This is a genomic window from Propioniciclava tarda (assembly GCF_900182665.1).
GTDB lineage: Bacteria > Actinomycetota > Actinomycetes > Propionibacteriales > Propionibacteriaceae > Propioniciclava > Propioniciclava tarda.
In genome coordinates this window covers 63,637-86,331 of the sequence record NZ_FXTL01000002.1, presented here as the reverse complement: position 1 = coordinate 86,331, position 22,695 = coordinate 63,637, and the positions used below count along the sequence as shown (strand labels likewise).

Annotated in this window: 18 protein-coding genes; 3 read left to right on the top strand and 15 right to left on the bottom strand. The window is 70.2% G+C overall.

Annotation, left to right across the window (positions count from 1 at the left end):
* Nucleotides 1-528: 528 nt before the first annotated feature.
* Nucleotides 529-1,230: a DUF6498-containing protein gene (locus tag FN821_RS02350; protein ID WP_131170953.1), complete on the top strand. Its 702-nt coding sequence runs from the start codon at nt 529-531 to the stop codon at nt 1,228-1,230.
* On the opposite strand, the gene hisH is transcribed toward FN821_RS02350, so the two are convergent.
* The 4 genes from hisH to hisD are packed head-to-tail and all read right to left on the bottom strand — an operon-like array spanning nt 1,145 to nt 4,771.
* The gene (gene hisH / locus FN821_RS02345) at nt 1,145-1,771 is read right to left on the bottom strand and encodes an imidazole glycerol phosphate synthase subunit HisH (protein ID WP_131170952.1); all 627 of its coding nucleotides are present in this window, start codon (nt 1,769-1,771) and stop codon (nt 1,145-1,147) included. The genes FN821_RS02350 and hisH overlap by 86 nt on opposite strands.
* The gene (gene hisB, locus FN821_RS02340) at nt 1,768-2,382 is read right to left on the bottom strand and encodes an imidazoleglycerol-phosphate dehydratase HisB (RefSeq protein ID WP_131170951.1); all 615 of its coding nucleotides are present in this window, start codon (nt 2,380-2,382) and stop codon (nt 1,768-1,770) included. Before hisB ends, hisH begins: the two co-directional genes overlap by 4 nt.
* Nucleotides 2,379-3,467 carry a histidinol-phosphate transaminase gene (locus FN821_RS02335; protein ID WP_131170950.1) on the bottom strand — a complete coding sequence of 363 codons (1,089 nt, stop codon included), beginning with the start codon at nt 3,465-3,467 and terminating at the stop codon, nt 2,379-2,381. Before FN821_RS02335 ends, hisB begins: the two co-directional genes overlap by 4 nt.
* Nucleotides 3,464-4,771 (bottom strand): histidinol dehydrogenase, encoded by a 1,308-nt coding sequence (gene hisD / locus FN821_RS02330; protein ID WP_241660058.1) that lies wholly within the window; start codon nt 4,769-4,771, stop codon nt 3,464-3,466. Before hisD ends, FN821_RS02335 begins: the two co-directional genes overlap by 4 nt.
* A 19-nt stretch (nt 4,772-4,790) precedes the next feature.
* On the opposite strand from hisD, the gene FN821_RS02325 reads away from it, so the two are divergent.
* Both FN821_RS02325 and ybaK read left to right on the top strand, forming a co-directional pair.
* Nucleotides 4,791-5,528, top strand: a complete 738-nt coding sequence (locus tag FN821_RS02325) for a DUF554 domain-containing protein (protein WP_131170948.1) — start codon at nt 4,791-4,793, stop codon at nt 5,526-5,528.
* A gap of 1 nt (nt 5,529) precedes the next feature.
* Nucleotides 5,530-6,027: a Cys-tRNA(Pro) deacylase gene (gene ybaK, locus FN821_RS02320; RefSeq protein ID WP_131170947.1), complete on the top strand. Its 498-nt coding sequence runs from the start codon at nt 5,530-5,532 to the stop codon at nt 6,025-6,027.
* Here ybaK and FN821_RS02315 read toward each other — a convergent pair.
* The 11 genes from FN821_RS02315 to trpB all read right to left on the bottom strand — a co-directional run bounded on the left by FN821_RS02315 (nt 5,956) and on the right by trpB (nt 22,686).
* Complete coding sequence (locus FN821_RS02315; RefSeq protein ID WP_131170946.1) at nt 5,956-7,494, bottom strand: CYTH and CHAD domain-containing protein; 1,539 nt, start codon at nt 7,492-7,494, stop codon at nt 5,956-5,958. The two genes, ybaK and FN821_RS02315, sit on opposite strands and share 72 nt — an antisense overlap.
* A 3-nt stretch (nt 7,495-7,497) precedes the next feature.
* Complete coding sequence (locus FN821_RS02310; protein WP_131170945.1) at nt 7,498-8,058, bottom strand: hypothetical protein; 561 nt, start codon at nt 8,056-8,058, stop codon at nt 7,498-7,500.
* 13 nt (nt 8,059-8,071) lie between these two features.
* Nucleotides 8,072-11,602, bottom strand: coding sequence for a DNA polymerase III subunit alpha (gene dnaE / locus FN821_RS02305; RefSeq protein ID WP_131171189.1), 3,531 nt, complete (start codon nt 11,600-11,602; stop codon nt 8,072-8,074).
* Nucleotides 11,603-11,744: 142 nt separating this feature from the next.
* Nucleotides 11,745-12,275, bottom strand: a complete 531-nt coding sequence (locus FN821_RS02300) for a DUF1697 domain-containing protein (RefSeq protein WP_165489202.1) — start codon at nt 12,273-12,275, stop codon at nt 11,745-11,747.
* Nucleotides 12,276-12,277: 2 nt separating this feature from the next.
* Nucleotides 12,278-12,865, bottom strand: a complete 588-nt coding sequence (locus FN821_RS02295; protein ID WP_165489201.1) for a YybH family protein — start codon at nt 12,863-12,865, stop codon at nt 12,278-12,280.
* Between the two features lie 55 nt (nt 12,866-12,920).
* Nucleotides 12,921-13,637, bottom strand: a complete 717-nt coding sequence (locus FN821_RS02290) for an MOSC domain-containing protein (protein WP_241660057.1) — start codon at nt 13,635-13,637, stop codon at nt 12,921-12,923.
* Nucleotides 13,638-13,642: 5 nt separating this feature from the next.
* Nucleotides 13,643-15,109, bottom strand: coding sequence for a glutamate synthase subunit beta (locus FN821_RS02285; protein WP_131170942.1), 1,467 nt, complete (start codon nt 15,107-15,109; stop codon nt 13,643-13,645).
* Nucleotides 15,102-19,628 (bottom strand): glutamate synthase large subunit, encoded by a 4,527-nt coding sequence (gene gltB, locus FN821_RS02280; RefSeq protein WP_131170941.1) that lies wholly within the window; start codon nt 19,626-19,628, stop codon nt 15,102-15,104. The genes FN821_RS02285 and gltB overlap by 8 nt, the downstream gene beginning before the upstream one ends.
* 129 nt (nt 19,629-19,757) lie before the next feature.
* On the bottom strand, nt 19,758-20,624 hold the full coding sequence (lgt, locus tag FN821_RS02275; RefSeq protein WP_131170940.1) for a prolipoprotein diacylglyceryl transferase: 867 nt from the start codon (nt 20,622-20,624) through the stop codon (nt 19,758-19,760).
* Complete coding sequence (gene trpA / locus FN821_RS02270; RefSeq protein ID WP_131170939.1) at nt 20,621-21,451, bottom strand: tryptophan synthase subunit alpha; 831 nt, start codon at nt 21,449-21,451, stop codon at nt 20,621-20,623. Before trpA ends, lgt begins: the two co-directional genes overlap by 4 nt.
* The gene (trpB, locus tag FN821_RS02265; protein WP_241660056.1) at nt 21,451-22,686 is read right to left on the bottom strand and encodes a tryptophan synthase subunit beta; all 1,236 of its coding nucleotides are present in this window, start codon (nt 22,684-22,686) and stop codon (nt 21,451-21,453) included. Before trpB ends, trpA begins: the two co-directional genes overlap by 1 nt.
* Between the last annotated feature and the right edge of the window lie 9 nt (nt 22,687-22,695).

Sequence of the window (22,695 nt, the reverse complement as noted above, 5' to 3'; positions counted from 1 at the left end):
GAGCCGAACCCCTCCCCCTGGACGGGCCTGAGGTGCTGGAATGCACTCGCACCCTTCCACCTTGACCGCGACGGGCAGCCGACGGTCGCTGGCGCGTTGTACGGCGACAGCACGACGCCGACGTTGTCGGCCCCGCGTCTGGCAGCGCGTCCTTCCATGGCGATCCCCAGGGCGGCGATTTCTACAGTGGCGAGCCCCTGCCGAGGCATCTGGACGCCGACTGGGTGGCGACGGGTCCAGCGAAGATGACCCTTCAGGCTGGGCCGACGCAGTTCGCGCGAAACGAGTTCTTCCGCAACGCGGAGCGAGCAGCCGCAGCGATCTACCGCCTCACGGTCGGCGACCGGGTGTCTTCGGGCGTGGCAACCGGGACCATCGTGCGCGGCCACCATCTGTTGGTCCTCCAGAAAGGTTAGGACGTCGTAGCCTCGGGCAGGCCGCTGCGGTCTCGACGAGGGCGAGAGGCACCGACGTGACCCACGGCTGGACGTAGGTAGACACGTCGGGCCAGAGCCGTACCATCCAGCCATGGCAGTCACCCCGGCCCCCAGCCCTGCGCCCCACGCTGCACTCAACACGCTCGGCGTCGTTGCCTACAACCTCTTGACAGTCCTGGCCGTGGCCCTCTTTGGCGCCAAGATCGGGAACCTGCTGCTCCTCTACTTGATCGAGGCCGTGCTGGCGGGACTGGTCGGGCTGGCGCTGGTGAGTCGCGCCCAAGCCGGCGATGAGGTCGCACTTCTCCCACCGGTCGGCGACCGGCCTACCGGTTACCTTGCGGCCCTCTTCGGCGTCTACACGCTGCTGCTCGGCCTGTTCTGCGTGCTCGTCGCGATCATCGCCGGCTACAGCCTCACGCCGCTGGCCTTCTGGCTGCCGCTGGCGCTCCTGATCGTCCGCCAAACGACCGATGCCATCGCGCTGTCCAGGCCCGAGCGTCCCATCGGCGAGCGGGCGGCCGTGGGCCTGGCGTCCGCCGTGATCCGGTTCATCGTCCTGGCCGTCTCCGTCGGCTTGCTCGTGTGGATCTCGCGCGATCTTCTGGACGACGCCGACTCGCGCACCATCGGCATCGTCGCCTTGATCTGTCTCGTCAGCATCAAGACGGTCAGCGAGGCCTGGCTAGCGAGTCATCCGCTCCACTTCACCCCGCGAGCGTCGCCACCCAGTTCCGGAGCAGGCGGGCGCCCGCGTCCCCGGACTTCTCGGGATGGAACTGGGTCGAACTGAGGGAGCCGTACTCGACCGCGGCGACGAACCGGTCGCCGCCGTGCTCGCACCACGTCAGTCGGACGCCGTCCGGCCAGTTCGCCTCGTGGACGGCGTAGCTGTGGACGAAGTAGAACCGCTCATCCTGGACGCCGTCGAACAGGACGCTCCCCGGGGCCGCCACGACCGTGTTCCAGCCCATGTGCGGCAGTCGAACCGAGGTCAACTGATCGACCGTTCCGGGCAGGACGCCGACCCCGGGCGCCTCGATGCCGTGCTCGATACCGGCCGCGAACATGGCCTGGTGACCGACGCAGATGCCCAGCACAGGGCGTCCGGACGCCAGCCTCCGGCGAATGACGTCGGGGCCACCGACCGCCCGCAGCCCGTCCAGGCAGGCGGCGAAGGCACCCACTCCGGGCACGACGAGCCCGTCCGCGGCGAAGGCCGCGTCGGCGTCCGACGTCAGGACGGCCTCGCAGCCCCTGGCCTCGATAGCGCGGGAGGCCGAATGCAGGTTGCCGGAGCCGTAGTCCAGGATCGCGACAACCGGACGACTCACAAGGCGCCCTTCGTGGACGGCACCGCGCCCGCGACGCGGGCGTCCGGCTCGACAGCCTGGCGCAGCGCCCGGGCGAGCGCCTTGAACTGGGCCTCGACGATGTGGTGCGGGTCGCGTCCGGCTAGGAGGTTGAGGTGCACGCAGAGGCCAGCGTTCAACGCGAGCGACTCCACCACGTGGCGGGTCATCGAGCCGGCGAACGCCACCCCAGCTCCCCCGATGCGCGCGTAGACCTGCGCGTCGGGCTCGCCCGTGCAGACGACGTAGGGTCGTCCGGCGACGTCGACGGTGCACTCGGCGAGCGCCTCGTCCAGCGGGATGCGGGCGTAGCCGAACCGGCGGATGCCCCGCTTGTCCCCCAGCGCCTGAGCGAGAGCCTGACCGAGCACGATGGCCGTGTCCTCGACCACGTGATGGGCGTCGATTTCAACGTCACCGGACGCCGCGACCACCAGGTCGACCAGCGAGTGCTTCGCCAGCGACGTGAGCATGTGGTCATAGAAGCCCACGCCGGTGCTGACGTCCGCCGTACCGGTTCCGTCGAGGTTCACCTCGACGCGCACCGAGGACTCGCTGGTGGTGCGCTCGACGGCGCCCGTCCGCTCGCTCATGGGTGTCCGATCTGTTCGACTGCCGCGTAGAAGGCGGCCATTTCTTCCGGGGTTCCCGCGGAGACGCGCAGGTAGCCGGCCGGGCCAGTTTCGCGTACCAGGACGCCGGCGTCCAAGAGCCGCTGCCAGGCGAGGTGCCGGTCGGTGAAGCGTCCGAAGAGGACGAAGTTCGCATCGGACGGCACGACCTCGTACCCCAGCTCCGGCAGCCGGACCAGCAACTCGTCACGTGCTGCCCGTAGGAGGTCGACGTTGGCCAGCATCGCGGGGGCGTGCGCGAGGGCCACCTCGGCGATCGCCTGGGTCTGCGCCGAGAGGTGGTACGGCAGCCGGACGATCCGGCAGGCGTCCACGATCGCCGGCGCGGCGGCCAAGTAGCCGACGCGTCCGCCTGCGAGGGCGAACGCCTTCGACATCGTGCGCGACACGATCAGGTTGCCGAAGCGCGGCAGCAAGCCCAGGGCGCTGGCGTCCGGGGTGGTCGAGAACTCCTGATAGGCCTCGTCGACGACCACGATCGCGTCCGTGCCCTCGAGCACCGTCTCGATGACGTCGAGCGGAGTCGAGGTGCCCGTGGGATTATTCGGCGTGGTGATGAGCACGACATCGGCCCGCTGGGTGTCGATGGCGCTCAGCACGAGGCCCGCATCCAAGGTGTAGTCGTCGTGCCGGGCCGCGGTGACGTACTCGGTGTGCGTGTTCCGCGCGTACTCGGGGTACATCGAGTAGGTCGGCGTGAACGTGAGGCAGCGGCGTCCGGGTCCGCCGAAGGCGCCCAGCACGTGGGTCATGACTTCGTTGGAGCCGTTCGCGGCCCACACGTTCGTCATCGTCAGCCCGTACCCGAGATAGGCCGCCAGCCGGCGGCGCAGCTCGGACGCCTCCCGGTCCGGATAGCGGTCGATCCGGGCGGACGCCGCGAGGATCGCGTCCGCCATCTCGCGCCGGATCGCGTCCGAGGGCGGGTACGGGTTCTCGTTGACGTTGAGGCAGACGGGGACGTCCAGCTGGGGTGCGCCGTAGGGCTCCTCCCCCACCAACTCGGGGCGCAGCGGCAGGTCCGCGAGCGTGACGTCGGCCCTCATCGCGGACGCCTCGTCCGGATCGCGATCGCCTCGCGATGCCCCGGCAGCAGCTCGGCCGACGCGAAGGCCTCGACGAGGGGGCCGAGTTCGGCGAGGGCCTCCGCGGAGTACTCGATGACGTGCACGGTCTTGCAGAAGCTGCGCACGGTGAGCCCGGAACTGTGCGCCGCCGTGCCCGACGTCGGCAGCACGTGCGTCGAGCCCGCCGAGTAGTCGCCCAGCGGTACCGGCGCGTACGGGCCCACGAAGATGGCGCCCGCGTTGCGGATGCGGCGAGCCACGTCGCGCGCGTCGGAGGTGTGGATTTCCAGGTGCTCGGCGCCGTAGGCGTCCGCGACGGCGATGCCCTGGTCCAGGTCGTCCACCAGGACGACGGCCGATTGCGAGCCCGATAGGGCCGTCCGGATGCGATCGGTGTTGTCGAGCGCGTCGATCTGGTCGTCGAGCAGCGCGTTGACGGCGTCGGCCAACGCGGGGGCGTCGGTGACGAGGACCGACCCGGCCATCGGATCGTGCTCGGCCTGGCTGATCAGGTCGGCGGCGACGAACGCGGGGTCGGCAGTCGCGTCGGCTAAGACCATGATCTCGGTCGGTCCGGCCTCGGAGTCGATGCCGACGAGGCCGCGCAGCAGCCGCTTGGCCGCGACCACATAGATGTTGCCCGGACCCGTCACGAGGTCGACCGGCTCGCAGAGCCCCGCGACGCCGTGGGCGAACATGGCGATCGCCTGGGCTCCGCCGACGGCGTACACCTCGTCCACGCCGAGCAGGTGGCACAGGCCCAGCACCGTCGGGTCCGGCAGGCCGCCGTGCGCGCGGCTCGGCGGGGTGGCCAGCGCCAGCGACTCGACCCCCGCCACCTGGGCGGGGACGACGTTCATGAGCACCGAGGACGCCAGCGGCGCCAGTCCCCCGGGCACGTAGAGGCCGACGCGACGCACCGGAACCGTTCGAATCTCGACGGACGCCCCGGGCGCCAGCTCGACCGTGATCGAGTCCGGCTCCCGCTCGGCGAGCGCGACCGCGCGGCGGCGGCGGATCGACTCTTCCAGGGCGGCCCGCACGTCGGCGTCCATGGTCTCGGCGGAGCGGGCCAGGACCTCGACCGGCACCCGGAACGACTCAGGAACGACCCCGTCGAAGCGCTGGGAGAACTCGACCAGCGCATCGACCCCGCGGTCGCGGACGGCGTCACAGATCGGTCTGACGGCGTCCAACGCCTGCTCGACGTCGAACGAGCCGCGCGGGATGACGGCGCGGTAGTCCGGTTTCTGTCCGCGGACGTCGATGGTTCGAAGCTGCACCCGATGATTGTATTGGCGCATGTTCATCGGGCTCGGCACGGTCGCCAACGTGGTCACCGTCGCGGTGGGCTCGGTGATCGGGCTCCTATTCGGATCCCGCATTCCCGAGCGGACCAGGCAGCTCATCACCGCGACACTCGGCCTCGTCACGCTCGTGCTGGGTATCTCATCGGCCGGGTCGATCGGCTCGACGGCGCTCGCCGGCGTGGTCGGCAAGGGCGGGCTGCTGGTCGTCATCGGCGCCCTGCTGGTCGGCGGTCTGATCGGGTCGGCGCTCCGCATCGAGCAGCGGCTGGAGGGTGCCGCCGACTGGCTGCGGTCCAAGATCGCCGACGACGAGGACTCCGGACGCTTCGTCGACGCCGTCGTGACGCCCACGCTGCTGTTCTGCGTCGGCCCGCTGACCATCCTGGGGTCGTTGTCGGACGGCCTCGGCCGCGGCGCAGACCAGCTCTTGGTGAAGTCGCTGCTGGACGGCTTCGCCGCCATCGCCTTCGCCGCCTCGCTCGGCTACGGCGTGCTGTTCTCCGCGGTGCTCGTCGGCGTGTTGCAGGGCGGCCTGACCCTGCTCGCGTTCGCGCTCGGCGACTTCTTGTCCTTGGCGCAGATCGATGCCCTCACCGCCACCGGCGGCGTGATCCTGATGGCGCTCTCACTGCGGCTTTTGCAGCTCAAGCAGATCCCGGTCGGCGACATGCTGCCCGCCCTGCTGCTCGCTCCCGTGATCGTGGCCGGCGCGGCGGCCCTCCTACACTGAGATGGCCAAGAAGCTCAGCGGCGGGACGCCCGCGACCGATGCCCTGACCGCCGCCGGCGTGGCCTTCGAACTGCACGCCTACGAGCACGACCCGTCCGAGCGGCACTTCGGCGACGAGACGATCGCCATCTTGGGGCTCGACCCCCAGCGCGTGTTCAAGACCCTGATCGTCGACGTCAACCCCGGCGGACGCCCCGAGCTGGCCGTCGGCGTCGTGCCGGTCGCCGGGATGCTCGACCTCAAGGCGATCGCCGCCGCCCTCGGGGCCAAGAAGGCCGACCTGGCCGATCCGAAGGACGCGGAGCGGTCGTCGGGCTACGTCGTGGGTGGCATCTCTCCCCTGGGTCAGCGCACGCCCCTGCCCACCGTGATCGACGAGACCGCGCTGCTGTTCGACACGATCTTCTGTTCCGCCGGACGCCGCGGGCTACAAGTCGAGGTGGACGCCGAGGCGCTGGCGTCCGTCATCGGAGCTGTCTTCGCCGACATCGCCCGCTGACGCCTCCTGCTTGAGCCAGGCCAAGGGGTCGTCCAGCGCCTCGACCAGGGCCGCGCGGCCCTGATCGAGCGCGGCGGTCCGTTTCGTCACCTGCTGCTCCACCAGCAGCGCTAGCCCTGGTCCGGGATCACGCCCGGCCAGTTCGGTGAGGGCCTCGCTCGCGACGACGGTGTCCTGGGCGTCCCCGAGCGCCTCCGTGACGGCCTCCCAGCGCTTCGCGGACGCCGTCGCCTCCGGCCCATAGGCCTCGGCCAGCGCCTCGCAGGCGTAGCGAACGGCCTTGGCGGCCTTGCGCACCTCATGCCAGGGCGCGAGGTCGTTGGGACGGCTCTGAGCGGCGTCCGCGCGACGACGCACCCGCCCGATCGCCTTGGCCAGGCAGACCGCGACCACGTCGTGGGTCGGCTTGCGGCGGCGTCCGCTGAGTGGGGGGGCCGCGACGAAGTCCGCCAGCGACCGCTGGAGGGCGGCATAGCGATCCGTCTCCAGGGCCGCCACAAGCGCACCGTGGGCGGCGAAGTGCTTCTCGGCCAGGTGGCGCAGCACCTGGTCGACGCCGCCCTGGTCGACCGCGCCAGCCAGGTCGGCCAACGTGGCGGCGACGTGTTCGGCAAGCACCTCGAGATCCCGCGACGCCCCAGCCACGAGCCCGTACCAGCGCAGTTCCTCGGCCAGCGGCCGCGCCACAGACGGATCGAACACCGGGACGAACACCCTCAGCACGCTGCGGAGCCGGCGGGCCGCGACGCGGGACTTGTGGACGGCGTCCGGCGCGTCCGCTCGGACCCCCTCGTCGTAGGCCTGAAGGGACCCGACCTGCCGGGCCAGATACCCAGCGACGACGACGTTGGCCGGGCTCGTCACCGTCGTCGGCGCGGGCGGCGTCCGCAGGGCGAGTGCCCGAGCCACCTTCGACGAGTGCTCGGCCGGACCGCAGCCGGAGGCCGCGAGGGCCGCGGCGACGGCGTCCAGCGTCGTTCGTGGCTCGTCCGGGGCCAACTCGACCTCGACCTCGGACCAGGCCGAGCTGCGGTCGCCCACCTCGGCGCGGACGCGGTCGTGGCACAGGTGCGCCCGGACGCCGCCGCCGGCGCGCAGCAGGTCGTGTTCCTCGCGGACGGTGATGAGGCGGGCCACCGGGATCAGCGGTTCGTCGTCGAGCAGGTGGCCCACCTCCCGGCGGAGCGACGCCGGGGGAACGGAGCCAGCCAGCGGAACGCGCCGCTCGACCCGCGCGTCGCCGCTGCGGGGCGACTTCAGATGCCAGCCCTCGTCCCCGCCACCGGTGCGCCGCCTTAGGCTCCAGCCGGCCCGCGTCAGCGCCAACGTGGGGGTGTCGAAGTACTCGGCGTCCAGGTCGAACTGTTTCGGGGCCGCCCACTCCCCCAGCGACCGGGGCGGCACCAGGTCGCCACCGACAGGAACAGAGAACTTGCGCTCCACCTCGTTCTCGGCGACGCCGCCCATCGCCTAGGCGTCCTGGTCGATCGGCGCGGGTTCGGGGCTGACCGCGGCCCGACCGCGCGGGCCGGCGTCGCCGTGTGGCGATAGCTCGGGGCCCAGCGCGGACGCCAACAGTGTCGGCAACACCGCGGCCATCGCCCACGCCGCGAGGGCGGCCGGCGAGTGCAGCTGGAAGGCGGCGGGAACGGTGTCGCCGGGGTTAGCGTGGTCGAGGCGGACGTCCAGCGGACCGGGCCCCCAGAGCTGCCCGATCTCGCGGCAGACCAGCCCGGCCACCAGCCCCGCGCCCAGTGTGATCAGGACGACCGGCCAGCCGAGGCTGCGAAACCAGGACCAGGTCAGGCCGCCCAGGACGAGCCCGCCCACCAGGCCGATCGCCACGAACCAGGCGTCCGACGCGAAGAGCTCGGAATGCCCGCGCTCGGTCATGACGGCCACGTGGTCAGGGCCGATGACGTAGACGGGCAGGTGCACCATCCGGGCCCACACGAGAGAGCCCAAGACCCCGACCACCACCGCCAGCCCGGCGAGGACGCCGACCCACGAGACGATGCGCTGCCCGGTCATGACCGCAGCCTAGCTACACGCCCACGCAGGACGGGCCGAGCAGGGCCTTGAGCTCCGCCATCAGCGAGGGCGAGGTGGCCACCCGGAGTCGGTCGTCCAGCTTCCAGACCTTGGCGCCCGCGCCCGCGATGAGCCGCATGCGTACTTCCTGGGTGCCCGGATGCCGGCCCAGGACGAACTTCAGCTGCTCGACGACCGCCGGCGTGCAGCGCGTGGTCGGCAGGTTGAGCGTCAACGGCCCCGTCGGCCCGGTGGTCACGTCCGGGAACGACACATCGGACGCCGAGAGCTCGACGCTCTCGTCCTTCTCGCGGACGCGTCCCTTGATGCGGACGAGCGTGTCCGGGGCCACCGACATCGCCACCGGGGCGTAGGCGTTGGTGAAGACCAGCACCTCCAGGGACGCCTCGAGGTCTTCGACCGTGAGGATCGCCCACTGCCGGCCGTCCTTGCTCTGCTTGCGCTGGACGTGGGTGATCAAGCCGCAGATCGTGACGGTGCCGTCGCGGGGGCCACCGTCGGCGACGAGCATCGCGATCGAGAGGTCGCGGTTGGCCGCCACGATGTGCTCCAGGCCGTTCAGCGGGTGATCGCTCACGTAGAGGCCGAGCATCTCGCGCTCGAACGCGAGCAGGGCCGTCTTGTCCCACTCGGCGATCGCGGGAATCGGCGTCGCCATCGAGGCCGAGCCGGCGGCGTCCGAACTATCGAAGAAGGCCGCGAAGAGGTCGTCCTGGCCGTTGGCCTGGTTGCGTTTGAGGTCGATGACGGCGTCCACCTTGGCCTCGAAGCACTCCATCAGCGCGCGCCTGGTGTGGCCCAGCGAGTCGAAGGCGCCCGCCTTGATCAGCGACTCGATGACCCGCTTGTTGCAGACCACGAGCGGCACGTTGTCGAGGAACTCGTTGAAGTCGGACGCCTTGCCGTGCTCGTCCCGTCCGGCGACGATCCCTCGGACGACGTTGTCGCCGACGTTGCGGATCGCACCCAGCCCGTAGCGGATGTCGGTGCCGACGGGGGTGAACATGCCAACGGACTCGTTCACGTCGGGCGGCAGCACCCTGATGCCCATGCGCCGACACTCGGCGAGGTACACCGCCGACTTGTCCTTGTCGCCCTTCACGGACTCCAGCAACGCGGCCATGTACTCGGCCGGGTAGTTCGCCTTGAGGTAGGCCGTCCAGTACGAGATGACGCCGTAGGCGGCGGTGTGGGCCTTGTTGAAGGCGTAGTCGGAGAAGGGCACGAGGATGTCCCAGAGCGACTTGATGGCCGCGTCCGAGTAGCCGTTCGCCCGCATTCCGCCCGAGAACGGGACGAACTCGGCTTCCAGCACTTCCTTCTTCTTCTTGCCCATCGCGCGCCGCAGCAGGTCGGCCTTGCCGAGGCTGTACCCGGCGACCCGCTGGGCGATCTGCTGCACCTGCTCCTGGTAGACGATCAGGCCGTAGGTGGTGTCGAGGATGTCGCGCAAGGGCTCGGCCAGCTCGGGATGGATCGGCTCAATCGGCTGCTTGCCGTTCTTGCGGAGCGCGTAGTTGGTGTGCGAGTCGGCGCCCATCGGGCCGGGCCGGTACAGGGCCAGGGCCGCGGAGATGTCCTCGAAGTTGTCGGGCTGCATGAGGCGCAGGAGGGAGCGCATGCCGCCGCCGTCGAGTTGGAAGATGCCCAGGGTTTCACCGGACGCCAGCAGGTCGTACGCCGCTCGATCCGTCATCTCCCGGCTCAGCTCGTCGAGGTCGAGGACGACGCCCCGGTTCGACTCGACGTTGCGGATGGCGTCGTCGAGGATCGTAAGGTTGCGCAGGCCCAGGAAGTCCATCTTGACCAGGCCGAGCGCCTCGCAGCTCGGGTAGTCGAACTGGGTGATGATCTGGCCGTCTTGCTCCCGCTTCATGATGGGGATGACGTCGATCAACGGCTTGCTCGACATGATGACGCCGGCCGCGTGGACGCCCCACTGGCGCTTGAGGTTCTCGATGCCGCGGGCGGTGTCCACGACCTCCTTCACCTCGGGGTCGGTGTCGTACAGCTCGCGGAACTCGGTGCCCTCGCCGTAGCGCGGATGCTGGGGGTTGAAGACCTCGGCGATCGGGACGTCCTTGCCCATCGCCGGCGGCGTGTAGGCCTTGGTGATCTTCTCGCCGAGGCTGAAGGGCTTGCCCAGGACGCGTCCGGCGTCCTTGATCGCCTGCTTGGCCTTGATGGTGCCGTAGGTGACGATCTGGCAGACCCGGTCGTCGCCGTACTTCTCGGTGACGTAGCGGATCACCTCGCCGCGGCGACGCTCGTCGAAGTCGACGTCGAAGTCGGGCATGGACGGACGCTCCGGGTTGAGGAAGCGCTCGAAGATCAGCCCGTGCGGCACCGGGTCGAGGTCGGTGATCCGCATCGCGTAGGCGCACATCGAGCCGGCGCCCGAGCCGCGCCCGGGGCCGACCCGGATGCCGTTCTCCTTGGCCCAGTTGATGAAGTCGGCGACCACGAGGAAGTAGCCCGCGTAGCCCTTGCCGATGATGACGTCCTGCTCGAACTCCGCCTGCTTCAGCGCGTACTCGGGAATGCCGTTCGGGAAGCGCGCGGTCAGCCCCCGCGCCACCTCCTTGATGAACCAGGACGCCTCGGTCTCGCCCTCGGGCACCCCGAACTCGGGCATGTAGGTGCCGCTGCCCTCGTCGAACGAGATTTCGCACCGCTCGGCGATCTCGAGGGTGTTGTCGCAGGCCTCCGGCAGGTTCGAGAACAGCAGCCGCATCGCCTCGGCCGGCTTCAGGTAGTAGCCGTTGCCGTCGAACTTGAAGCGTCCTGGCGTGTCCCGATTCGAGCCGGACGAGACGCACAGCAGGGTGTCGTGGGCCTCGGCGTCCTCGGCGTTGACGTAGTGCAGGTCGTTGGTGGCGACTAGCGGCAGCTTGAGCTCCTTGGCCAGCTTCAGGAGGTCGGCCCGGACGCGGGCCTCGATGTCGAGGCCGTGGTCCATCAACTCGCAGTAGAAGTTGCCGGCGCCGAAGATGTCGCGGAACTCGGCCGCGGACTTCACCGCGTCCGCGTACTGACCGAGCCGCAGGTAGGTCTGCACCTCGCCGGACGGGCAACCGGTGGTGGCGATCAGGCCCTTGCCGTAGCGGTTCAGCAGCTCGCGGTCGGCGCGCGGCTTGTAGAAAAACCCCTCCAGGCTCGACAGCGAGCTGAGCCGGAACAGGTTGTGCATGCCTGCGTTGTTCTCGGCCCACATGGTCATGTGGGTGTAGGCGCCCTTGGCCGCCACGTCGTCGCCGGTGCCGTCGCCGAACTGGACCCGCTTGCGCTCAGACCGATGCGTCTTCGGCGTCAGGTACGCCTCGAGGCCGATGATCGGCTTCACCGGGCTGCCCTTGGCCGTCTTGTACCACTCGTAGGCGCCGAACAGGTTGCCGTGATCGGTCACCGCCAGCGCGGGCATCCCCATCTTCTCGGCGCCCTGGACCAGCCCCTTCAGTCGGGCCGCCCCGTCGAGCATCGAGAACTCGGAATGGCAGTGCAGATGTACGAAACCGTCCGGCATGGCGGTGGTCCGCGCCTCCTTCAGCTCGTGCGTGCGCAAGGGATGCCGGGCGGGGAAGAACCCGAGAGCCCTCACCCTAACCCCGGCCCCCGACAGTTCCACGACGCGACGCCCGGCGTGGTCGACATCGTCGATCGAGGGCTCAATCAGTCATCAACTGCAGCAGCGTCCGGCACGTAGCGAGGTTCCGCAGGGTCACGAACTCGGGCTTCAGCGCCGGGGTCACGCTGGCCGCGAGCTTGGAATCGTGGACGCCGTCGGCGAGGTCCGCGTACAGCAGCGTTCCGTCCGCCGTGACCCGTTCGGACGCCGACGCGACAGCCCGCAGCCGGTCGAGGGCGGCGTCCGGGATCGGGCCGGAGGCGAAGCCGACGTGCACCTGCTTGGGGTCGCCGTCGGCGTACGGGTGGGCGGCGACGGCCCTGGTCAGCACGTCCTTGGAGGCCACGACGACGTCGACGGCGAAGCCGAAGCGCTCGGGGATGGCGGCCGTCAGCTCGGCCGCGCAGGCGGCGTCCGTGTTCTCGGAGTGGAAGATCAGGTTGCCGGACGCGATGTAGGTGCGGACGCTGGCGTAGCCGAGGTCCCCGGCCAGGGCGCGCAACTCGGCCATCGGCACCTTGTTGCGGCCGCCCACGTTGACGGCCCGCAGTAGGGCCAGGTGACGCGGCACCGCTAGACCGAGCCGGGCTCGGGATCGGGCAGGTTTGGCACCTCGGGCACGTAGCTGGTGGCGGTCAGCTGGCCGTCGCGGGCGATCAGGGTGTCCGCGGCGATCGCGATGTCGGTGGCCTGGGCGCTGACGATGAGCCAGCTGGCGTCGGCGACCTTCTCGAGCACGAACATGATCATGCCGCGACGGACGTCGGCGACTTCGTCCTCGGGGTCGACCTGCCCCGAGATCTGCCATCGGCCGTGCAGCACGGCGGCGTCCGAGCCGACCTGGCGGAACGACACCTTCTCGAAGGTGAACGTCGCCGTCTTGAACTCGTCCTTGAAGGAGCGCTTGAACACGCGCTGGATGGAGTGTCGAGACGTCCACCACAGGCCGACCACGTTGACGTAGTCCGCATCCTCGGCGAACAGGGAGCCGATCGCGGCGGCGTCCTTGCTCTCCCACGCGGCCGCGAACTTGGCGACGACCTCCAGCGGGCCGGCCAGCGGCGTCGGTCCGGGAGGCATGGGCAGGTACTCGCGCGAGGCCGCGGCCAAGTCGCGGACCAGCTTGACCTGCCGCTCGAACCTCTTCTTCGTTCCGCTCATGGACGCCATCGTGGCACGCCGGCGTCCGGACGCCCATGGCGGCACGCACCGTCCGTCAGGACGGCTCGGCGTCCAGCGCGTAGGGGGCCCGACGCCGCAGCACGTCGATGGTCTCGGCGTCCAGGTGGTCGGCGGCCGTCAGCACCCGCCCGGCGAGGTCCGGCTCGGTCGTGATCGCCCGGTACAGCAGCGGCACCGTGACGCCGTGATCGGGCCGAGCCGACACCGTGACGCTCATGCCGGGGCGGATCGTGCCGGGCGTGACGACCGCCAGGTATGCCCCCGTGCGGCCGCGGTCGGAGAACCGCCGCACCCAGCCGGGTACGCCCATTGCGGCCCGGAAGGTGTTGCACGGGATGCGCGGGCCGGTGACCCGCACCTCAACCTCGTCCCCGATGCGCCACCGCTCCCCCACCAGCGCGGCGTCCACGTCGAACCCGGCCAGCGTGAGGTTCTCCCCGAACGCCCCCGGACGCAGCTCGCGGCCGAGCTCGGCCGACCACCAGGCGAGCTCCTCGGACGCCACCGCGTAGACCGCCTGGAGCGACCCCCCGTGGTGTCGGCCGTCCCCCACGTGGTCGTCGGCGACGCCGCTCACCGCGGCGCCGTCCAGGACGCGCTTGGGCCCCGGGTCGCGCACCTCGATGGACTCCACCGGCGCCTTGAAGATGCCGGTGCGGGGGCCGCGTCCGGTGGGACTCGGCCGAGCCGTCCCGACGTTCACCGAGAGCACCGACGGCGTCGGTTCGCCCGCGCCAGCAGCGGACGGCACGGCGCTCAGACCACCAGCGGACGCGCGGTCGGCAGGATCGGCTTCGGCAGCTGTGACTTCTCGCCCTGCAGGAACGCGTCCACTCCGTTGGCGCAGGAGCGGCCCTCGGCAATCGCCCAGACAATCAACGACTGGCCACGTCCGGCGTCCCCGCAGACGAAAACGCCCGGCACCGAGGTCTCGAAGTCGTCGTTGCGCGCGACGTTGCCGCGGGCGTCCAGGTCGACACCCAGCTGCTCGACGAGGCCCTCGCGCTGCGGGTGCAGGAAGCCCATGGCGAGCAGCACGAGGTCGGCGTCCAGGACGCGCTCGCTGCCCTCGACCGGCACGAAGCGACCGCCCTCGAAGCGCACCTCGTCGAGGCGCAGCCCGGTCACCTGGCCGTCGGCGCCGATGAACTCGCGCGTGTTGACCGAGTAGAGCCGCTCGCCGCCCTCCTCGTGAGCCGAGCTGACGCGGTAGACCATCGGGTAGGTCGGCCACGGCTGGGTGTCGGGACGCCCCTGCGGCGGGGTCGGCAGGATCTCCAACTGCGTGATCGACGTGGCGCCCTGCCGGATGGACGTGCCGAGGCAGTCTGCGCCGGTGTCGCCACCGCCGATGATGACGACGTTCTTGCCCGTGGCCAGGATCTGATCGGTCACCTCCTCGCCGACCGCCACGCGGTTGGCCTGCGGCAGGAACTCCATGGCCTGGTGGATCCCGGCCAGCTCGCGTCCGGGGACGTCCAGGTCGCGCGGGACGGTCGACCCGATGGCCAGCAAGACCGCGTCGTACTGCTCGCGCAGCTGGTCGCCCGTGATGTCGACGCCGACGTTGACGCCGGTCCGGAAGACGGTGCCTTCACGGACCATCTGCTTGACGCGGCGATCGAGGATCGCCTTCTCCATCTTGAACTCGGGGATGCCGTAGCGCAGGAGCCCGCCGACGGCGTCCGCACGCTCGTAGACGACGACCGTGTGGCCCATCCGGGTCAGCTGCTGGGCCGCGGCCAGGCCCGCCGGACCCGAGCCGACGATCGCGACCGTCTTGAGCGTGTGCCACTCGGTCAGCACCGGATCGATGCGGCGGTCGTCCCACGCCTTGTCGGCGATGGCGACCTCGATGTTCTTGATCGTGACCGGGTCGCGGTTGATGCCCTCGACGCAGGCCGTCTCGCAGGGCGCCGGGCAGAGGCGTCCGGTGAACTCGGGGAAGTTGTTCGTCGCGTGCAGTCGGTCGGTGGCCTCGACCCAGGCGTCCCGGTAGATGAGGTCGTTCCACTCCGGGATGAGGTTGCCCAGCGGGCAGCCGGAGTGGCAGAACGGGATGCCGCAGTCCATGCACCGGGCCGCCTGCTTGGTGATGATCGGCAGGACGGCGCGTCCCGGCGATTCGGGGTACACCTCCTGCCAGTCCTGCACGCGCTCGGCGACCGGACGCCGCGTCGCGACCTCGCGGGGGTACTTCATGAAGCCCCTGGGATCAGCCATGAGCGGCCTCCATCATCAGCTTGACCGTAGTTTCGGAATCGAGACCGGACGCCTCCGCGTCGGCCTTGGCGGCCAGCACGCGCGCATAGTCGCGCGGCAGGACCTTGGTGAAGCGCCTAGCCAGCTCGTCACGGCCGGCGTCCAGGAGCACCCGGGCGACGGTCGAGCCGGTCTCGGCGTGGTGCTTGGCCAGCAGCTCGGTGACCCGATCGAGGTCGGTATCGCTCAGGGGACACGGGTCGGCCAGCTCGGAGTTGAGCCGGTCGAGATCGAGGTCGAGGATCCAGGCCACGCCACCGGACATGCCGGCGGCGACGTTGCGTCCGGTGGGGCCGAGGATCAGCGCCTCTCCCCCGGTCATGTACTCGCACGCATGGTCGCCCACGCCCTCGACGACCGCGGTCGCCCCGGAGTTGCGGACGCAGAACCGCTCGCCCACGAGACCGCGGATGAACAGCTCACCGGACGTGGCGCCGTAGCCGATGACGTTGCCGGCGATGATCTGCTCCTCGGCGGCGAATGGCGCGTCCGCGGCTGGACGCACGACGAGGCGTCCGCCCGACAGGCCCTTGCCCAGGTAGTCGTTCGTGTCGCCGGTGAGCCGCAGCGTGATGCCCTTCGGCACGAACGCGCCGAAGCTCTGGCCGCCGGTGCCGGTGAAGTCGATCTCGATGGTGTCGTCCGGCAGACCCTCGCCCTTCGTGGCCTTGGTGACGTGGTGGCCCAGCATCGTGCCGACGGTGCGGTCGACATTGCGGACGTCCACCGCGAACCGGACGCGTTCGCCCTTGTCGAGCGCCGGACGCGCCTGCTCGATGAGGGTCACGTCCAGCTTGGCGTCGAGGCCGTGGTCCTGGGTCGTCGAGTTCTTCAGGGACGCCCCCGGCGCCAGTTCGACGCGGTGCAGGATCGGCGCGAGGTCGAGCCCCTGCGCCTTCCAGTGGTCGATGGCCTCGCGCGTCCGGAGCAGCTCGACGTGACCGACGGCGTCCTCGAGACGGCGGAAGCCCAGGGACGCCAGCAGTTCGCGGACCTCTTCGGCGATGTACTCAAAAAACGTGACGACAAACTCCGGGTCGCCGGTGAACTTCTCGCGCAGCTCGGGGTTCTGCGTGGCGACGCCGACGGGGCAGGTGTCGAGGTGGCACGCGCGCATCATGATGCAGCCCGACACGACCAGCGGGGCGGTGGCGAAGCCGAACTCCTCGGCCCCGAGCAGCGCGCCGATGACGACGTCGCGTCCGGTCTTGAGCTGGCCGTCGACCTGCACGACCACGCGTTCGCGCAGCCCGTTGAGCAGGAGCGTCTGCTGCGTCTCGGCGAGGCCGAGCTCCCAGGGCCCGCCGGCGTGCTTGACGGACGTGAGGGGCGCGGCGCCGGTGCCACCGTCGTGGCCGGAGATCAGCACCACGTCGGCCTTGGCCTTGCTGACGCCGGCGGCGACCGTGCCGACGCCCACCTCGGCGACCAGCTTCACGTGGATGCGGGCCACCGGGTTCGCGCACTTCAGGTCGTGGATCAGCTGCTTGAGATCCTCGATCGAGTAGATGTCGTGGTGCGGCGGCGGGCTGATCAGGCCGACGCCCGGCGTGGAGTGCCGGGTCGAGGCGATCCAGGGGTAAACCTTCTGGCCGGGCAGCTGGCCACCCTCGCCGGGCTTGGCGCCCTGGGCCATCTTGATCTGGATGTCGTCGGCGTTCGTCAGGTAGTCGCTCGTGACGCCGAAACGTCCGGACGCCACCTGCTTGATCGCCGAGCGGCGCTCGGGGTCGTAGAGGCGCTCGCGGTCCTCGCCGCCCTCGCCGGTGTTCGACTTGGCACCCAGCTTGTTCATCGCACGCGCCAGCGTCTCGTGGGCCTCGCGGCTGATCGAGCCGTAGCTCATGGCACCCGTCGAGAACCGCTTGACGATCGCGCTGATCGGCTCGACCTCGTCGATGCTGATCGGCTCGCGGGCGTCCGTGTCGAACTCCAGCAGGCCGCGCAGCGTCATCAGGCGCTTGGCCTGGTCGTTCACGCCCTGGGTGTACTGGCGGAAGATGTCGAACCGCTTCGTGCGTGTCGCGTGCTGCAGCCGGAAGACCGTGTCGGGATCGAACAGGTGCGGCGGGCCCTCGCGGCGCCACTTGTACTCGCCGCCGACGTCGAGCGTGCGGTGGGCCACCGTCCGGTGGTCGGACGGATGCGCCCACGAATGCCGCTGCCGGATCTCCTCGGCGATCTCGGTGACCCCGATGCCCTCGATGCGGGATGCCGTGCCCGTGAAGTACTTGCCCACGAACTCGCTGGACAGGCCCACGGCCTCGAAGATCATCGAGCCGGTGTAGGACGCCAGCGTCGAGACGCCCATCTTGCTCATGACCTTCAACACGCCCTTGCCGAGCGCCTTGCGGACGTTGTAGATCGCCTTCTCGGGGGTCACCGTGAGGTACAGCTCGTTGCGGGCCAGGTCCTCGGCGGTCTCGAAGACCAGGTAGGGGTTGACGGCCGCAGCGCCGTAGGCGATCAGGAGCGCCATGTGGTGCACCTCGCGGACGTCGCCGGCCTCGACGATCAGGCCGACCTGCGTGCGCAGCTTCTCGCGCACCAGGTACTGGTGCACCGCCGCGACCAGCAGCAGCGACGGGATCGGGGCCTCGTCGGTGTTGCTGTGGCGATCGGACAAGATGATCGTCCGCTTGCCGTTCTTGATCGCCTCGCCGACCTCGGTGCAGATCTCGTCCAGGCGAGCTTCCAGCGCAGGGCCGCCGTCGTGCACCTGGTAGAGCCCGCGGATGACGTAGCTGTCGAACTCGGGGTGGCTGCCGTCGCGGTTGATCCGGACCAGCTTGGCCAGCTCGTCGGAGTCCAGAACGGGGTACGGGATCACGATCTGGTGGCAGGAGTCCGGGCCGGGCTCCAGCAGGTTGCTCTCAGGCCCGATCGAGCTCGACAGCGACGTCACCATCTCTTCGCGGATGGCGTCCAGCGGCGGGTTCGTCACCTGCGCGAAGAGCTGGCTGAAGTAGTCGAACAGCAGCCGCGGACGCTCGGAGAGCACCGCCAGCGGGGTGTCGGTGCCCATCGATCCGATCGCCTCGGCGCCGGTCTCGGCCATCGGGGCGATGATCGTCTTCACCTCTTCGTTGGTGTAGCCGAACATCTGGTGGCGGCGCAGCACCGAGCTGTGCGAGTGCACCACGTGGGCGCGCTCGGGCAGGTTCTTCAGGTTCAGGCGTCGGGTCACCCACTCGCCGTACGGCTGCGCCTCGGCCAACTGCTGCTTGATCTCGGTGTCGTCGATGAGGCGATGCTGCTCGAGGTCGACCAGCAGCATGCGACCGGGCTGGAGGCGCCCCTTCTTCACGACCTTGCTCTGCGGAATGTCGAGCACTCCGGCCTCGGACGCGAACACGACGAGTCCGTCGTCGGTCACCCAGAACCGTCCCGGACGCAGGCCGTTGCGGTCCAGCGTGGCCCCGATGAGCGACCCGTCGGTAAAGCAGACGGCCGCCGGGCCGTCCCAGGGCTCGATGACGGACGCGTGGAAGCGGTAGAAGTCGCGCCGCTTGGCGTCCATCTGGCGGTTGTTCTCCCAGGCCTCCGGGATCATCATCATGACCGCGTGCGGCAGGGAGCGTCCGGCCAGGTGCAGCAGTTCGAGCACCTCGTCGAAGGACGCCGAGTCGGAGCCGCCCGGCGTGACCACCGGGAAGGTCCGGGACAGGTCGCCGGGGATCTTGTCGGTGGACAGCAGCGACTCGCGCGCGGCCATCCAGTTGCGGTTGCCCTTGATGGTGTTGATCTCGCCGTTGTGGGCCAGCATCCGGTAGGGGTGCGCCAGCTCCCAGGACGGGAACGTGTTGGTCGAGAAGCGCGAGTGCACCAGCGAGAGCGCGGACTCGCAGCGCTCGTCGGTGAGATCCGGGAACACCTCGCGCAGCTGTTGGGTGGTGAGCATGCCCTTGTAGACAAGCGTCCGCGCCGACAGCGAGGCGATGTACACGGACGCCTCGTTTTGGGCGCGCTTGCGCAGCGGGTACACCATCCGGTCCAGGTCGATGCCGGCGGTCGGGTCGACGTCGTCGGTGACGATGAGCTGCTCGAAGAACGGCTTCACCGCCAACGAGACGGGGCTGAGCGTGTCGGTGTTGGTGGGCACGTCGCGCCAGCCGAGGACGCGCAGCCCCTCCTCGATCGCGATGTACTCGATGGTGCGCTTGGCGGTGGCGCGGGCGCGGGCGTCCGAGGGCAGGAAGGCCATGCCGATGGCGTAGTGGCCGGGCTCGGGCAGGTGGAAATTGACCGTCTCGCGGATGAGCCGGTCGGGCACCTGCAGCAGCATCCCCGCGCCGTCGCCGGCCGCCTCGTCGGCGCCGGTGGCGCCACGATGGTCCAGGTTCTCGAGTGCGGTGAGCCCCTTGGCGACGATGTCGTGGCTCGGCGTCCCGCTCAACTGGGCGACGAAGGCGACACCGCAGGCGTCGTGCTCGAACGAAGGGTCGTACAGACCTTCGGCCGCGCGGCTGGGCATCACCATGGGAACTCCCGTCTTTGCAGTTCATCGGCGCACGAGACCAGACCGGGAGCAGCGCGTCGCGCGCCCGGCCGGCGCGTCATGGCCGGGGTCAGCGCCTCAGCGACGCCGACCCGCGCGCAGCTTACAGATTCATTCGGACGCCGACGCGTCCGTCCCAGCCTCCGACGTCACCGGCTCGGACGCCTCGAGGTGCGGCGCCTCGCGGCCCGGCAGGAAGCGCCGCAGCAGGACGAAACCGATGGCGCCACCGATGCAGACCGCCAGCGCCGTGACCTGGTTCGTCCGGAGCGGGCCGAGGTAGTACGAGAAGTCGGTGCGCATGCCCTCGATGACGAAGCGGATCGCGCCGTACAGCGCGATGTATAGGGCGAAGCAGGCCCCGTGGCCCAGGCGAAGCATCTTGTCGAGCTTGAGGATGATCGCCGCGGCCAGCAGGTTCAGCAGCAGCTCGTAGAGGAACGTGGGCTCGAAGGTGGCGAACTGCTCCAGGCCCGGGGGCCGGTGAGCGAGGTCGATCTCGAGCGCCCAGGGGGCCGTTGAGGGCTGTCCGAGGAGTTCCTGGTTGAACCAGTTGCCGAGGCGTCCGACGGCCTGCGCGACCGCGATGCCGGGGGCGATGCAGTCGCCGAAGGCCCACAGGCGCACCTTGTAGAGCCGGGCCGCGATGAGGGCGCCGATGGCGCCGCCCATGAGCGACCCGAACATCGCGATGCCGCCCTCCCAGATCGCGAAGGGGTTGAGGTGCCCCGGGCCGAAGTAGTCGCCCCAGTGGGTGAGCACGTGGTAGATCCGCGCCCCGACGAGGCCGGACGGGATCGCCCACATCACGATGTTCTCGAAGACGACGGGGTCTCCCCCGCGCGTGACCCAGCGCCGGCGTCCGATCAGGAACGCCACCGCGAAGCCGGACAGCATCGTCAGCGCGTAGAAGTGCACGAAGAACGGCCCCAGTTGGACGCCGTTGATCGGCGGGCTCGGAATGAACAGCAGGCTCACGACCGCAACCGTACGCCCGCAGTGAGGTCGGCCACGACCCGGCGTAGACCGCTCAGATCGCTCGGGCGTCCGGCATCCTCGGCCTCGATCAGGGTTCGGACGAGGGCGGAGCCGACGATGGCGGCGTCCGCGTAGCCGGTGATCTCACGCGCCTGGGCGCCGGTCGAGACACCGAGCCCGACGCCGACGAGCGTGTCGGGGGCCAAGGCACGGAGGCGTCCGACCAGTTCGGGAGCCAGGGACGAGGTCTCGGTCCGGGCGCCGGTGACGCCCATGACAGCGGTCGCGTAGACCCAGCCCCGGCAGGCGGCGGTCGTGGCGACGATGCGCTCGTCGGTCGAACTCGGAGACACCAGGAAGATGCGGTCGAGGCCGTAGGCGTCGGAGGCGGCCAGCCACTCCTCGGCCTCGTCCGGGGTGAGGTCGGGCGTGATCAAGCCGCAGCCGCCGGCGTTCGCGAAGTCGCGGGCGAAGGCGTCCACGCCGTAGCGGTCGACGAGGTTCCAGTAGGTCATGGCCACCGCAGGCGTCCCCGTGGAGGCGACGGCCTCGATGGCGCCGAAGACGTCCCGCGTCCGGACGCCGCGCTGCAGGGCCTGGGTGCCGGCCCGCTGGATGACGGGTCCGTCGAGGACCGGGTCGCTGTAGGGCAGCCCGATCTCGACCAGGTCGACGCCGGGGGTGTCCCCGTCGCCGCAGACGGCGCGCATCGCGGCGTACGACGTGGCCACGTCCGGGTAGCCGACCGGCACGTAGGCGACCAGCGCGCCGCGTCCTTCGGCCTTGGCCTTGAGGAAGGCCTGCCCCGACTGTCCGTAATCCGCCATCAGAACCCGCCTCCCATCGACCGATCGGGGGTGCCGTCGAGGCCGAACCAGGAGAGCGCCGTGTCGGTGTCCTTGTCGCCGCGGCCGGACAGGCAGATGCAGATCGTAGGCCGCAGCTCGGGCTGCTCCTCGGCGAGCCGGCGGCCGAGGCGCATTGCCCCGGCGACCGCGTGCGCCGACTCGATGGCCGGGATGATGCCCTCCTCGCGGGTGAGCAGCCGAAAGGCGTCCATCGCCTCGGCGTCGGTCACGGGCTCGTAGGTGCCGCGTCCGGACGCCGCCAGCCAGGCGTGCTCCGGGCCGACGCCCGGGTAGTCCAGGCCGGCCGAGATCGAATGGGACTCGAGGGTCTGGCCGTCGTCATCCTGCAGGACGTACGTCCGCATGCCGTGCAGGACGCCGACGCTGCCGGCCGAGATGGACGCCGCGTGGCGTCCGGTCTCGACGCCGTCGCCGGCGGCCTCGAAGCCGTACAGCGCGACGTCCGGGTCGTCGATGAACGCCGCGAACATGCCCATCGCGTTGCTGCCACCGCCGACGCAGGCGGCCACCCCGTAGGGCAGCACCCCGTCGCGATCGAGCAGCTGGGCGCGGGCCTCGTCGCTGATGACCCGCTGGAAGCCCTTGACCATGCGCGGGAAGGGGTGCGGGCCGGCGACCGAGCCGATCAGGTAGTGGGTCTCGTCGACGGTGGCCACCCACTCGCGCATGGCCTCGTTCATGGCGTCCTTGAGGGTCTTCGACCCGGACTCGACCGCGACCACCTCGGCGCCCAGCAGCTGCATCCGGGCGACGTTGAGGGCCTGGCGGTCGGTGTCGACGCGGCCCATGTAGACGCGGCACTCGAGGCCCAGCAGCGCGGCGGCGGTCGCGGTGGCCACGCCGTGCTGGCCGGCTCCGGTCTCGGCGATGACCCGGCGCTTGCCCATGCGTTTGGTGAGCAGCGCCTGGCCGAGAACGTTGTTGATCTTGTGCGAGCCGGTGTGGTTCAGATCCTCGCGCTTGGCGACCAGGCGGGCGTTGCCCGCGTGTCGGCTGAGCTTGGGCAGCTCCGTGATGGGGCTCGGACGCCCCGCGTAGTCGCGCAGGAGGCGTCCGAGTTCGGCCTGGAACTCCGGGTCGGACTGGGCCGCGGTGAACTCGCGGTCGAGCTGGTCGAGGGCCGCGTACAGCGCCTCGGGAACGTACTTGCCGCCGAAGATGTCGTAGTGACCACCGGCATCGGGCCAGGACACGTCGTTTCC

Excerpts from the sequence above, each read along its gene's own strand:
- ybaK (WP_131170947.1), top strand. The coding sequence starts at position 5,530 with ATGGCCAAGAAGCTCAGCGGCGGGACGCCCGCGACCGATGCCCTGACC.
- FN821_RS02335 (WP_131170950.1), bottom strand. The coding sequence starts at position 3,467 with ATGAGGGCCGACGTCACGCTCGCGGACCTGCCGCTGCGCCCCGAGTTG.
- FN821_RS02315 (WP_131170946.1), bottom strand. The coding sequence starts at position 7,494 with ATGGGCGGCGTCGCCGAGAACGAGGTGGAGCGCAAGTTCTCTGTTCCT.
- trpA (WP_131170939.1), bottom strand. The coding sequence starts at position 21,451 with ATGGCGGATTACGGACAGTCGGGGCAGGCCTTCCTCAAGGCCAAGGCC.
- dnaE (WP_131171189.1), bottom strand. The coding sequence starts at position 11,602 with ATGCCGGACGGTTTCGTACATCTGCACTGCCATTCCGAGTTCTCGATG.
- FN821_RS02310 (WP_131170945.1), bottom strand. The coding sequence starts at position 8,058 with ATGACCGGGCAGCGCATCGTCTCGTGGGTCGGCGTCCTCGCCGGGCTG.
- FN821_RS02285 (WP_131170942.1), bottom strand. The coding sequence starts at position 15,109 with ATGGCTGATCCCAGGGGCTTCATGAAGTACCCCCGCGAGGTCGCGACG.
- gltB (WP_131170941.1), bottom strand. The coding sequence starts at position 19,628 with ATGGTGATGCCCAGCCGCGCGGCCGAAGGTCTGTACGACCCTTCGTTC.
- FN821_RS02295 (WP_165489201.1), bottom strand. The coding sequence starts at position 12,865 with ATGAGCGGAACGAAGAAGAGGTTCGAGCGGCAGGTCAAGCTGGTCCGC.
- hisB (WP_131170951.1), bottom strand. The coding sequence starts at position 2,382 with ATGAGCGAGCGGACGGGCGCCGTCGAGCGCACCACCAGCGAGTCCTCG.
- FN821_RS02350 (WP_131170953.1), top strand. The coding sequence starts at position 529 with ATGGCAGTCACCCCGGCCCCCAGCCCTGCGCCCCACGCTGCACTCAAC.
- FN821_RS02325 (WP_131170948.1), top strand. The coding sequence starts at position 4,791 with ATGTTCATCGGGCTCGGCACGGTCGCCAACGTGGTCACCGTCGCGGTG.